The following is a 13,059-nucleotide window of genomic DNA, read 5'->3' as shown; positions in this document are numbered from 1 at the left end:
GATGTTATGCTAAATTTATTAGTAAAGGGATTAGTAGCACAATTTTATAGCTTTTACTCTAGCTGGGGCTTTCATTTTAGCGCTGGATCTTTTATGTGCAACAAAAACTATGCTCTTTTAACTAATGGGTTTGTATAATTAGCGTGATAGATATTAATATTATAGTAATATTGTATTATAATTTATTTGATAGAACTCATTAAAGTGGGTTCTATTTTTTTGCAATAGTATAATTTAAACAGTTTAATTTTACATTTAGACTATTTTAGATAAAAAGGTTAAAATAAAAAAGGAGGGCGAATTATGATAGTTATATTAAAACCAGGAACAAAGGAAGAGGAGATTTTAAAATTGATAAAAAAGATAGAATCACTTGGAGTTGAGACTCAAAGAATTTCTGGAAGTGAAATGTGTGTAATTGGTTTAGTTGGAGATACAAGTAAAATAGATCCTGCTAAAGTAGAAGCAAACAAAAATGTAGAGAGAATAATGCCTGTTCAAGAGCCCTTTAAAAAGGCAAATAGATTATTCCATCCAGAGAACTCTATAATTGATGTCTTAGGAAATAAAATTGGTGATAAGAAAATAGCATTAATAGCTGGCCCTTGTTCCGTAGAGAGTGAGGAACAAATAACTGAAATAGCCAAAGAAGTTAAGGCATTAGGGGCAAGTTTCTTAAGAGGTGGTGCATTTAAACCAAGAACTTCACCATACAGTTTCCAAGGGTTAGAACTTGAAGGATTGGAGCTTCTAAAAAAGGCTAAGGAAAAAACAGGTCTTCCTATAGTTACGGAAATAATGTCAACTAGTATGATAGAAAAGTTTATTGAAGATGTTGATGTTATTCAAGTTGGAGCAAGAAATATGCAAAACTTTGATCTTTTAAAAGAGCTTGGAAAGACAAAAAAACCTATTCTTTTAAAAAGAGGATTGTCAGCTACAATAGAGGAACTTATAATGTCAGCAGAGTACATAATGGCCGGTGGAAATGAAAATGTAATTCTTTGTGAAAGAGGAATTAGAACCTTTGAAACTTATACAAGAAATACCTTAGACTTAAGTGCAATACCTGCTATAAAAAAACTAAGTCATTTACCAGTAATTGTTGATCCAAGCCATGCAGCAGGAAAGTCATGGATGGTAGACCCTTTATCAAAGGCAGCCATAGCTGTAGGTGCAGATGGATTAATAATAGAAGTACATAATGACCCTGCTAATGCCTTATGTGATGGTCAACAGTCAATTAAACCAGAAGAGTACGGCAAGCTTTTAGAAGATTTAAGAGCTATCGCAAAGGCTGTTGGTAGAGAGTTATAGAATATTATTTAATTTAGTGGGAGTGTTTAAACTCCCATTAAATTTATACTTAAATAGAAATAACATAATAAAATTAATATTTTTATGAAACATAAAATTAAAGGGTTTGGAGTGATAAAAATGAAAGTTTTAAGAGTAAATTTAGATGAAAAAAGTTATGATATAGTAATTCAAAAGGATTTAAAGGATTATTTTGGAGAATACATAAAAACTGTATTTGATGGGAAAAAAGTAGCTATTATAATTGATGATAATTTAAATGATATATATGGAGAGGCTATAAAGAAAAATATAGAAAGTGAAGGTTTTGAAGTTGAAGTTATTTCTGTTACACCAGGAGAAAAGAGTAAATCTTTTAGCGTATTACCAGGAATATATAATAAACTTTTAGATTTTAAACTAACTAGAAGTGATTTAATCATAGCTCTAGGTGGCGGTGTTGTTGGAGATCTTGCAGGTTTTGTTGCCTCAACTTTTTTAAGAGGAATTAGCTTTATACAAATACCTACATCATTATTAGCTCAAGTTGATTCTAGTGTTGGTGGTAAGGTAGCTGTTGACTTAGAAAGGGGTAAGAATTTAGTAGGAAGCTTTTATCATCCAGAATTAGTATTAATAGATCCAAATATGCTTGGAACACTTCCAGAAAAATATTTTAATGATGGCCTTGGAGAGGTAATAAAATATGGATGTATTAAGAGTAAAGAGTTATTTGAAAAGTTAGAGGGCTTTGAAAATAAAGAGGATCTAAAAGAGAATATTGGAGAAATTATTTATGAATGCTGCAATATAAAAAGAGAAGTGGTTGAAAATGATGAAAAAGATTTAGGAGAAAGAATGATTCTAAACTTTGGTCATACTTTAGGTCATGCCATAGAGCAAATTTATAATTATGAAACTTATTCTCATGGGGAAGCTGTTGCCATAGGAATGAATATGATAAGCAAGATTGCAGAAGAAAAGGATCTTACTAAAAAAGGAACAGCAGAAAGAATTGAAAGTTTATTAAAGAAGTATGGATTAAATACTGATGTTAATATTGAAGATAATGGATTAGCTAGAGAAGCTATAAAATTAGATAAGAAGAATTTAAATGGAAATTTAAATGTTATCCTTTTAAAAGATATTGGGGAAGGGTATATATATAATACAACTGTAGAATTTTTTGAATAAAGGCATAGGGAGTTAAGTGAATATTAATTTAAAGTTATTACTTTATAAATAACTTAACAACTTGGCTTCATAAAGGAATTTAGAGCTAATTTAATTATTTCTCTAGTTTTTAAATTTAGAATTAATATTGGTTTAAAACAGAGGATAAAATTTATAGTGTAATTTGAAAATAAGTATAGGGAGTGGGTAAAAGTGAAAAAGGTAATTATAACTCCTAGTAAGTTAAAGGGAAGTGTAAAAATACCACCTTCTAAAAGTATGGCTCATAGAGCTATTATTTGTGCTTCTTTAAGCAAAGGAGAAAGTGTTATTTCTAACATAGATTTTTCAGAAGATATTATTGCAACTATGGAAGGTATGAAATCTTTAGGAGCAAATATAAAAGTAGAAAAAGATAAACTAATTATAAATGGAGAAAATATTTTAAAGGATTCTAATTATAAAGTTATTGATTGTAATGAATCAGGTTCCACTTTAAGATTTTTAGTTCCGATTTCCTTAATAAAAGATAATAGAGTTAATTTTATCGGTAGAGGAAATTTAGGGAAAAGACCATTAAAAACTTATTATGAGATTTTTGAGGAGCAAGAAGTTAAGTATTCCTATGAGGAAGAAAATCTTGATTTGAATATAGAAGGAAGCTTAAAAGGTGGAGAATTCAAAGTTAAGGGAAATATAAGTTCTCAATTTATAAGTGGTTTATTATTTACTCTTCCTTTATTAAAAGAGGATTCTAAAATAATAATAACTACAGAACTTGAATCTAAAGGATATATAGATTTAACTTTAGACATGATAGAAAAGTTTGGAGTTACAATAAAAAATAATAATTATAGAGAATTTTTAATAAAGGGTAATCAAAGTTATAAGCCTATGAATTATAAGGTTGAAGGTGATTACTCACAGGCTGCTTTTTATTTTTCAGCAGGGGCTTTAGGCTCAGAAATAAATTGTCTTGATTTAGATTTAAGTTCTTATCAAGGAGATAAGGAATGCATTGAAATATTAGAGGGTATGGGTGCTAGGCTTATAGAAAATCAAGAAGAGTCTTTAAGTATAATTCATGGGGATTTAAATGGAACAATTATAGATGCTTCACAATGCCCAGATATAATTCCTGTTTTGACAGTGGTTGCTGCTTTAAGTAAGGGAGAGACTAGGATTATAAACGGAGAAAGACTTAGAATAAAAGAATGTGATAGATTAAATGCTATATGTACAGAGCTTAATAAACTAGGTGCAGATATAAAGGAATTAAAAGATGGCCTTATAATAAATGGAGTTAAAGAATTAATAGGAGGAGAAGTATATAGTCATAAAGATCATAGAATAGCTATGAGTTTGGCTATTGCTTCTACAAGATGCAAGGAAGAGGTTATTATAAGTGAACCAGACTGTGTTAAAAAATCTTATCCAGGATTTTGGGAAGATTTTAAGAGCTTAGGTGGAATTTTAAGAGAAGAATAATATATAGAATATTTAACGAAAGGAGGAAGCTTTTAGAGATAATATGCTTTAAAAGCAAAGAAATGGGCGGAGTTTGGGGTAATAAAATAAAATTATCTATATTTGGAGAGTCCCACGGAGAAGGAATAGGAATAGTAATAGATGGAATAGAACCTGGAATAAAAATAAATATGGATAACATAGAAAAAGATATGGAAAGAAGAGCACCAGGAAGAAATAGTTTATCAACTCAAAGAAAAGAAGGGGATAAACCAGAAATTTTAAGTGGAATATTTAATGGAATCACCACAGGGGCTCCTATTTCAATGATAATAAGAAATACAGATAAAAGATCTAGGGATTATTCAAAAATAAAAGATGTAATGAGACCAGGCCATGCAGATTTCCCAGGATACATAAGATATAATGGCTTTAATGATTATAGAGGGGGAGGACATTTCTCAGGAAGAATAACAGCTCCATTAGTTTTTGCTGGAGCCTTAGCTAAGGAAATACTTAAGGAAAAAGGTATAACTATTGCTTCTCATATTAAGCAAGTTGGAAAAGTTAAGGATTCTTCCTTTGATGCATTAAATTTAAAGAAAGAAGATTTAGAAGAACTTTTAACTAAAGAACTTCCAGTAATAGATACAAATAAAATAGAAGAAATTAAGGAAGAGATTACTTCATATAGAATGGAAGGAGATTCTATTGGAGGAATTGTTGAGTGCGCCATAGTAGGATTAGAGGCTGGTATAGGAAATCCATTCTTTGATTCTTTAGAAAGTACCATAGCTCATTTAGCTTTTTCAGTGCCTGCTGTAAAGGGAATTGAATTTGGAGCAGGTTTTGACTTTGCAAATATGAAAGGTTCAGAAGCAAATGACGAATATTTCATAGAAGATGAAAAAGTTAAGACATACTCTAATAATAATGGAGGAATAACTGGTGGAATATCAAATGGAATGCCAGTTATATTCAGAGTTGTTATAAAACCTACACCATCTATTTCTAAAGAACAAAGAACTATAAATATAAAAAATATGACAGAGGAAGTTCTAAGTGTAAATGGGAGACACGATCCTTGTATAGTTCAAAGAGTCTTAGTTGTTATAGAAGCCATTGCAGCTATTTCTATATTAGAGTTAATAAAATAAAAAGTTTAAAGTATAGTAGACTTTTATGATAATAGGATATTAATTAAAATTAATCTTTGTCTACTATATTTAAAAATATTTCAAAGTGATTCACTTTATTAAAGTTCTAGATTAAATTAATATTTACTTAAAAAAGATTAAAGAAGTTAAAAGAAAAGAGGTGAAATTTTGAGTGACAAGTTAGCTCAATGTAGGAAAGAAATTGATAGAATAGATGGGGAACTTATGAAACTTTTTGAAGAAAGAATGAATGTTGTTTTGGATGTTGCAAGATACAAAAAAGAAAATAATATGGAAATTTTTCATAAAGATAGAGAAAATCAAGTTATAGAGAAAAATCTAAGTCGAGTAAAAAATAAAGAACTTTTACCTTATGCAGAGGAGATGCTTCATGCATTAATGGATATAAGTAAAGAATATCAACAATATAAAATAGGGATGAGAGAAAATTTCATTAAGTAAAATGAAATAAAATTGTATTTTAAGTGGGAAAAAGGATTATTTAGAGAAGAGGACTTAATTAAATAATAGAGCATAATTTAATTGGAATTAGAGGGAAAATATATTTTAGAGGGGTTAAGAGATTCAATAGTCAATTATAGGATTTTAGTATGTTATAAAAAAGCGTAATTTTAAAATGTTAATAATAATGGGTGTCAAATTAACAGGACATCCATTTATTTTAATAAAGCATAAACTTTTTTTGAAATACCCTATAGAAAATGGATAAGAGAGTAGAATAATGATTGTCAACAAATAATTACTATAGAAAAAGAGGGTATCAAATTTGGAAATTAAAGCTTTGATTAAATTTTTAAAATTGGTAATGGTAATAACTCTTATATATACGTTAATTACTACTAATTTTGCCATAAGGGCATTTTTAATTGTTGTAGAAGTGATTTTTATTATTATATTTTATAAGGTAAAAAATATATAAATAATTTGCTTAGTAAATATTCTATGATTAAAAAGCTAGAGCTTTTTATAAAATACTATTTAAAATGTAAAAGACACCTAGTAGGGTAACTAAGTGTCTTACATGAACTTGTGTATTTGGTTTTGGATATTTAAACAAAAACTTAAAATTATTATTAATCTTTCAACAGGGGATGTAAAAAGATTATTATAAGTTTTGTATGGTAATTTAATCATAGAATTATGAATTAATTATGGAGTTTTATTATTAAAGTTTAAATCTTAATTATTGTATAGTGTAAGAGTTTTATCTTTATTCAATGTTTTTGTTAGAATTAAATTGTAAAGATTAAGGAGGTGGAGTTTTGAAGTTATTTGGATTAATAGGTGAGAAGTTAGGACATAGTTTATCTCCAGAGATACATAATAAAGTTTTTAAAGATAATAATATAGATGGATTATATAATCTTTTTTCTGTAAAAAAAGATTTTGAAAATAATATTGTAGAAAGTCTAAAATGCTTAGGAGTAAAGGGAGCCAATGTTACAATACCATATAAAGAGAAGGTTATGGATCAGCTAGATATTATTTCACATGAGGCCAAAGCTATAGGAGCAGTAAATACTATTTTAATAAAAGATGGAAAATCCTATGGTTATAACACTGATTATTATGGATTTGGTAAGATGCTAGAAAGAGCAAAGGTTAATATTGAAGGAAATAGCTTTTTTGTTTTAGGAGCAGGAGGGGCTGCTAGAAGTATTTTAAAATATTTAGAGGACAGCAAAGCTAAAAAAATAGTTTTGGTTTCTAGGGACAAAGATAAAGCTTTTAAAAAATTTGAAGATTTCAATATTAATTTTATGAGTTATGGTGATCTTGAAGAAATTAATGAAGAGTTTGCTTTAATCAATACAACTCCCTGTGGAATGTATCCTAATATAAATTCAGTAGCTGTTTCAGAAAAGGTAATTAAAAAGTTTAAGGTTGCTGTGGATATAGTCTATAATCCTTTGGAAACTAAGTTTTTAAAAATGGCTAAGGATAATGGTCTTAAAACAGTGGATGGATTATTTATGTTAGTTGGACAAGGGGTTAAAGCTGAAGAGATTTGGAATGGAATAAAAGTAGATAAGTCTACAGAAGAAGATATATATGAAGAATTGAAATGTAGATTTTAAAGTTAATTTTGTAATAAGAAAATGTTAATTCGAATACTAAATTTAGCCAAATATGATATAAAATAAGTATAGATTACATTTTTAAATTGTACTTAATTTTATAATTAATAGAATTAAGAGTTTCTTTTTAAAACAGTAATTATTTCTAGGTATTATTATAAATAATTACTGTTTTAAAATAGGAATAAAAACTAAAATGAATTTTAAAAGTTGTAATAATATTATTGGGTAAAATACAAAAAAGGGGATTAGGATATGAAAAAAAGAGGAGTACTTTTAATTGGAATGCCTGGAGCAGGAAAAACAACCATAGGAAGAGAGCTTTCAACGGTATTAAAGATGAATTTTTTAGACATGGATGAATTCATAGAAAGAAGTACAGGAAAAGAAATAAAAGAACTTTTTGCTCAGGGAGAAGAGGTTTTTAGAGATTTAGAAAGTAAAAGTTGTGAACTTTTATCAACCTTAAAAAATGTGGTTATATCTTCTGGTGGTGGAATAGTTACAAGAGAAGAAAATATGGGGAATTTTAAGGAGTTTATAACTGTTTTTATAAACAGGCCTTTAGATTTAATTATGGAAGATATAGACACAGAAGGAAGACCTCTTTTGTGGGATGGTAAAGAAAGACTTACTAATTTATATAGAGATAGAATTGATTTATATAAAAAGCATAGTGATATAGAAATTATAAATGATGGTACTACTAAAGAGGCTATTAGAGAAATAGTTAAAGCTATTTCTGATTTTGGTTTACAAGAGAAAGAATAGTTTTTTTATAGATAAGAATTTTTTCAGTGATTTAAGATTATAAATTGTAATCTTTCAAGAAGTTATTATTAAATAAACTTGTGAAATTTTCTATGAAAAAGTTTGTTTTTAATAGTATTATTCTATTAAAAATCCTAAATGGAAAGTAGGTGGATTTTAACCAAAGAAAAAATTAATAATTTGGTTAGAGATATTATGAAAATAATGGTTATAAATGGACCTAATTTAAATCTTTTGGGGATTAGAGAAAAAGAAATCTATGGTGCTAAAGATTTTAATCAGGTCATTGATTATATAAAAGAAGAAGGAAAAGAATTAGGGTTAGAGGTAAATTGCTTCCATAGCAATATAGAGGGAGAAATAATTAATTTTATTCATAATGCATACTTTGAAAAGTATGATGGGATAATTATAAATCCTGGAGCATACACACATTATAGCATAGCTATTTATGATGCTTTAAAAGGAGTTGAAATACCAACTGTTGAGGTGCATTTAAGCAATATTCACAAAAGAGAAGAGTTTAGACATAAATCAGTTACAGCCCCAGCTTGTATTGGGCAGATAAGTGGATTTGGTGAATATGGGTATATTATGGCAATGAATGCATTAAAAAATAAGATTAAATAAAAAGAAACTCCTTCAAAGTTTTACTTTGAAGGAGTTTCTAAGTTTCCAAAGTATTTTCTAGACCAATCTTCCAAACATTCTAAGACGGGTGCAAGCTCTTTTCCTTTTTCACTTAGATAATATTCAACTCTTGGAGGATTCTCATCGTAAACTATCTTTTTAACAAGTTCATCTTCCTCTAATTCCTTAAGTTTTTCAGTTAATACTTTATGACTTATTCCACATGTAATTCTCTGAAGTTCAAGAAACCTTTTTTTCCCTTTATTTAAGTGACACAAAATAACTGCCTTCCATTTTCCGCGTATAAGTTCCATTGCTAAATCTAATAGGCAAACATAGTTTTTATCTTTATATTTCAACAAAGTTTATCATCTCCAAAATTTGTTTCTATTTTAAAATCCATGATAACATTATATATTAATGATTTTTATAACTCAAATAATTATAAGAGGTCACTTACTAAAAAGTGCGTACTTACATAAATAATATTAATTTTATATACTATGTTCATATAATGAGAAAAAATTTATAAGCTTATAAACTATTATTCCAATAAAAGAAAAACTGAGTTTATTAATATAAAAAATAAAATTTAGTATTATTTTTAGGAGGAAAATATGAAAACATTATTTGATAAAACTAACTTAGGAACAATTAACATGAAAAATAGATTTTTAAGAGGAGCATTATGGACAGCTTTAGCTGATGAGAAAGGTCATATGACAAATGAATTATCAGACGTATATGAAGAATTGGCTAGAGGTGGAGTAGGGACAATAGTAACAGGATATGCTTTTGTAACCGAGAATGAACAGCCAAATCCAAGAATGATGGGAATATATGATGATTCTTTTATACCAGAATATAAGGAATTTACAGATAAAATTCATAGACTTGGATCTAATATAATAATGCAAATAGTATACGGTGGATTTATGACTGAATTTAATGTAGGAGAAAGAGTTATATGGGGACCTTCTACTACTAAAAATGAAGTTACAGGAACTTTATCAAGAGAAATGACTAAGGAAGATATAAAGTATTTAGTTAATGCATATGCAGAAGCAGCTTTAAGAGTTAAAAAATCAGGATTTGATGGAGTTGAGATACATGGAGGACATGGATATTTAGTAAGTCAATTCTTATCTCCTTATTATAATAAAAGAACAGATGAGTATGGAGGAAGTATAGAAAATAGGGGAAGATTTGTTTTTGAAATATTTAAAGCAATAAGAGAAAAAGTTGGAGAAAAATTCCCAATATTAATAAAATTAAATTCTTCAGACTATGTAAAAGAAGGTGGATTAACTATAGAGGATAGTCTATATGTAGCTGAAAGATTAGCTGAATTAGGAATTGATGCTATTGAGGTTACTGGAGGAAATGAATCCATAGAAGAAGTTATGAAAAATAACTTAGGACCATCAAGAACTAAAGTTGCTATTTCAAAGGATAGAGAATCTTATTTTAAAGAATATGCTATAAAGCTAGCTGAAAGAATAAACAAACCTGTAATTTTATCAGGTGGTAATAGACACTTTGATGTTATGGAAGAGTTATTAAATGATACAAATATAGAATATTTTTCACTTTCAAGACCTTTAACAGCAGAGCCAGACTTAATAAATAAATGGTATTCAGGAGATTTAAAGAAACCTAAGTGTAAGTCATGTAATCAATGCTATAAAACTTATGGAAAGAGATGTATTTTCAATATTAAATAAATTAATTAAAAAATAAAGAAGTATTACTTATTAAAAGGTACAATCCTTATTATAGGATGTACCTTTTTTTAGGTAAAAAAGTTTAGTTAGAATATGAATTTTAAGGTTAATTATAGTACTAAAAACTTAGTTATAGCTAGATTTAGAATAAGTTTACAGTAAGTTAAAATAATTAGGAGGAATATTTAAGGTGAAAGAGGTATCATTATATTATAAAGTTGTGGATTTTAATATAGCTTATATGAGAAAATTTAGGTTTTGCATGCTGTTAGGTATAAAATAACTAATTAGGTTTTACAAGTATTTATATACTCTAAGTAACTATATAAAATCCATAAATTTTATAAACTTTTATTTAAATAGCATTTTAAATAATAATATTATTATTACTTAGTTTTATGTATTAGCAAGATATATATAAGGATAACAATAGTTGGACTTTGATTGGAGGTTCATATGCTAAGGCGTCTTATTTAAATCTGAGGAATAGAAAATAGTGAGAAATATTGACTTACTTGTTATTTGTATTTATTTAAGAAGATATTATAAAATTTATAGGTATTTATAAAATGAATTTAAAAAGGGTTTAGTTAATAGTTAAAATTTAGCTGTGTATATAGTAAAGTTTGTAGGGGATAGATATAGGAAGTTGGTTAAAATAGCAAATGAGAATAGAGAAGTTAGAATAGTTTAAAGTTGAATATAAATTTTATTATAAGGATAAAAGGGGATTTTTATGAAGGAGAGAATTGAGAATTTACAGAGAATAATAAAAAATATTTTGTCATCTACAGATGATCAAATTCAGGGTGATTTAAGAGATTCCTTAAGATTAAGAATGTCTGTATCAGAAAATTTACATGGGGAAGTAAGATATTTAAAATGTTTAAGAGCTTTAGTAGAAGAAAAATTTCAAGAATTTTTTAAGAAAAAAAACTTTCCAAAAGATTATAATGATTTTGTAGGAATATGGTCAAGCTTATCAGAAGAAGCGAAGTCTTTATGTAATGATCCAAAATATGATTATGATGAAGAAAAATATAAATATGAATTTATATATTTTGAGGTTTATTGTAATGTTTATTTAAGATATTCTTTAGGACTACTTTTTAATGGTAATAATAAAGATACAATTGATGACTTAAGCCAATATAATAGTTTAGAAATAATTCAAATGTATAGATATTATCTTCATCAAATAACTCTTAAAAAGTTAGAGAAAAGTTTAAAGTCAGATAAAGTTAATAGTTAATATAAAAAGAAGTTGTATTCTTATTTGGAATACAGCTTTTTTTTATTATGTTTTTGTAAATTATACCATAGAGTATTCTATACTATAGAGTACTTTATGGTATAATTATACTTGGGAGGGATAATATTGGAACTTAATAAAGAGATTATAAAAGGACATGTGGAAAGTATAATATTATCACTTTTACAAGGAAAAGATTTATATGGGTATGAGATTTCAAAATTAATTAGAGAAAACAGTAAAGAAGCCTTTGAGGTCAAGGATGGAACCTTATATGTTGTTTTAAAAAGGTTAGAAAAATTAGGACTTGTAATATCATACTGGGGTGATTGTAAAAGTGGTGGTGGAAGAAGGAAATATTTTAAAATTACAGAGGATGGAGTTAATTATCTAAAAGAAAAAAAGAGTGAATGGGAATTTCTAAAGAGTATTATGAATATTTTTTTGGGGGGAGAATAAAATGAGAGAGATAGATAATTATATTGACTCTTTATATAAGAATATTGATGGAATTTCAAAAGAAAATAAAGAGATAAAGGAAACTATGAGAACTCATTTAATAGAATCTGTAGAAGAATTAAAATTAGAAGGATTTAGTGAAAAAGAGAGTATTAAGATTGCTTTAGAACGATTTGGAGAAATAAATGAAATTAGAGGAGAACTAAAAACTGTAGTGGAAAGAGGGGTAAAACCACTACTATATACAGTGGGAATTTCATTAATAATACTTATAGCCTTTTTTACTCATTTAATATTTATGAGATTTGATTATATAAAATTGATAGCTTTAATAATTATTGCTGTTCCAATGTATATAATAATTAGAGGTGGAGTTTTAATATATTATAAAGTAAAGGGTATAAAATATAATATAGATTGGAAAAAGGAATTATATAAATTTTTATTTGCTAATTATTTTATATTTCTAGTTGGGTGGTATATATTCCCTATAGAAGTTGGAGGAAGCTCAAATGTTAATCTTCAAGTAGACTTAATTCCTTTTAAAAGTTATATTGAATTAATGAATAGGGGAATAACTATAGGATATCTTATGAAATGGATAATTATTAGATTGATTTTATTTATACCTTTAGGATTTTATCCAGCATTTCTAAAAGGAAAATTTAATAATATAGCTGGTTGTGTACTAATAGCTTCTATAGTTTATTTTATAGTTCCTATATTAGAATTAATATTAAGTTTTGGATTAATTTCTGTACCAATAATTTATATTGGAATAGATTATTGGGTGATAAGTATAATTGGAGTTTTACTTGGTTATTTTTTATATAATTCAATAGCTAAAAAACATATTTAAATTTTTAATAGAGCGTATTTAAATAAAAAGTAAGACTAAATATGTATTAGTAATTTTAGATATAAATTAAAATAGATTAGAGAAAATTAAAAAGTTGAAAATAAAAGTATAAGTTAATACTTTATTCTTGATTTGAATAAAGTATTAACTTTTTTTATTTGGTATTTATGGG

Annotated in this window: 14 protein-coding genes; 13 read left to right on the top strand and 1 reads right to left on the bottom strand. The window is 27.0% G+C overall.

The window, feature by feature from the left end; translation table 11 throughout:
* The first annotated feature begins 6 nt into the window (after nucleotides 1-6).
* The 9 genes from I6G60_RS15415 to aroQ all read left to right on the top strand — a co-directional run bounded on the left by I6G60_RS15415 (nucleotide 7) and on the right by aroQ (nucleotide 8,593).
* On the top strand, nucleotides 7-138 hold the full coding sequence (locus I6G60_RS15415; RefSeq protein WP_003452864.1) for a hypothetical protein: 132 nt from the start codon (nucleotides 7-9) through the stop codon (nucleotides 136-138).
* A gap of 165 nt (nucleotides 139-303) precedes the next feature.
* Complete coding sequence (gene aroF / locus I6G60_RS12930; protein WP_003461558.1) at nucleotides 304-1,317, top strand: 3-deoxy-7-phosphoheptulonate synthase; 1,014 nt, start codon at nucleotides 304-306, stop codon at nucleotides 1,315-1,317.
* 120 nt (nucleotides 1,318-1,437) lie between these two features.
* Nucleotides 1,438-2,490, top strand: coding sequence for a 3-dehydroquinate synthase (gene aroB, locus I6G60_RS12925; RefSeq protein ID WP_057230857.1), 1,053 nt, complete (start codon nucleotides 1,438-1,440; stop codon nucleotides 2,488-2,490).
* Nucleotides 2,491-2,682: 192 nt separating this feature from the next.
* Complete coding sequence (gene aroA / locus I6G60_RS12920) at nucleotides 2,683-3,957, top strand: 3-phosphoshikimate 1-carboxyvinyltransferase (RefSeq protein WP_197925416.1); 1,275 nt, start codon at nucleotides 2,683-2,685, stop codon at nucleotides 3,955-3,957.
* Between the two features lie 62 nt (nucleotides 3,958-4,019).
* On the top strand, nucleotides 4,020-5,093 hold the full coding sequence (gene aroC, locus I6G60_RS12915) for a chorismate synthase (protein WP_049039998.1): 1,074 nt from the start codon (nucleotides 4,020-4,022) through the stop codon (nucleotides 5,091-5,093).
* Between the two features lie 168 nt (nucleotides 5,094-5,261).
* A complete protein-coding gene (locus I6G60_RS12910; RefSeq protein ID WP_003457089.1) occupies nucleotides 5,262-5,555 on the top strand; it encodes a chorismate mutase in 294 nt (97 codons plus the stop codon).
* Nucleotides 5,556-6,376: 821 nt separating this feature from the next.
* A complete protein-coding gene (aroE, locus tag I6G60_RS12905; RefSeq protein ID WP_078233409.1) occupies nucleotides 6,377-7,192 on the top strand; it encodes a shikimate dehydrogenase in 816 nt (271 codons plus the stop codon).
* Between the two features lie 255 nt (nucleotides 7,193-7,447).
* On the top strand, nucleotides 7,448-7,963 hold the full coding sequence (locus I6G60_RS12900; protein WP_078233410.1) for a shikimate kinase: 516 nt from the start codon (nucleotides 7,448-7,450) through the stop codon (nucleotides 7,961-7,963).
* 195 nt (nucleotides 7,964-8,158) lie between these two features.
* The gene (gene aroQ, locus I6G60_RS12895) at nucleotides 8,159-8,593 is read left to right on the top strand and encodes a type II 3-dehydroquinate dehydratase (RefSeq protein ID WP_003457042.1); all 435 of its coding nucleotides are present in this window, start codon (nucleotides 8,159-8,161) and stop codon (nucleotides 8,591-8,593) included.
* Between the two features lie 20 nt (nucleotides 8,594-8,613).
* On the opposite strand, the gene I6G60_RS12890 is transcribed toward aroQ, so the two are convergent.
* Nucleotides 8,614-8,955, bottom strand: coding sequence for a winged helix-turn-helix transcriptional regulator (locus I6G60_RS12890; protein ID WP_003457038.1), 342 nt, complete (start codon nucleotides 8,953-8,955; stop codon nucleotides 8,614-8,616).
* Nucleotides 8,956-9,210: 255 nt separating this feature from the next.
* Between I6G60_RS12890 and I6G60_RS12885 the strand changes: the two genes are divergently transcribed.
* The 4 genes from I6G60_RS12885 to I6G60_RS12870 all read left to right on the top strand — a co-directional run bounded on the left by I6G60_RS12885 (nucleotide 9,211) and on the right by I6G60_RS12870 (nucleotide 12,887).
* The gene (locus I6G60_RS12885) at nucleotides 9,211-10,317 is read left to right on the top strand and encodes an NADH:flavin oxidoreductase (RefSeq protein WP_004459980.1); all 1,107 of its coding nucleotides are present in this window, start codon (nucleotides 9,211-9,213) and stop codon (nucleotides 10,315-10,317) included.
* Between the two features lie 736 nt (nucleotides 10,318-11,053).
* Nucleotides 11,054-11,569, top strand: coding sequence for a hypothetical protein (locus I6G60_RS12880; protein WP_011590315.1), 516 nt, complete (start codon nucleotides 11,054-11,056; stop codon nucleotides 11,567-11,569).
* Between the two features lie 126 nt (nucleotides 11,570-11,695).
* Nucleotides 11,696-12,028, top strand: coding sequence for a PadR family transcriptional regulator (locus I6G60_RS12875; protein ID WP_011590316.1), 333 nt, complete (start codon nucleotides 11,696-11,698; stop codon nucleotides 12,026-12,028).
* Between the two features lies 1 nt (nucleotide 12,029).
* Nucleotides 12,030-12,887, top strand: coding sequence for a permease prefix domain 1-containing protein (locus I6G60_RS12870; RefSeq protein ID WP_011590317.1), 858 nt, complete (start codon nucleotides 12,030-12,032; stop codon nucleotides 12,885-12,887).
* Nucleotides 12,888-13,059: the final 172 nt, after the last annotated feature.

This window comes from Clostridium perfringens (genome assembly GCF_016027375.1).
GTDB classification, from domain to species: Bacteria; Bacillota; Clostridia; order Clostridiales; family Clostridiaceae; genus Sarcina; species Sarcina perfringens.
The sequence above is the reverse complement of the archived record's forward strand: the minus strand, read 5'-3'. Positions and strand labels throughout refer to the sequence as shown.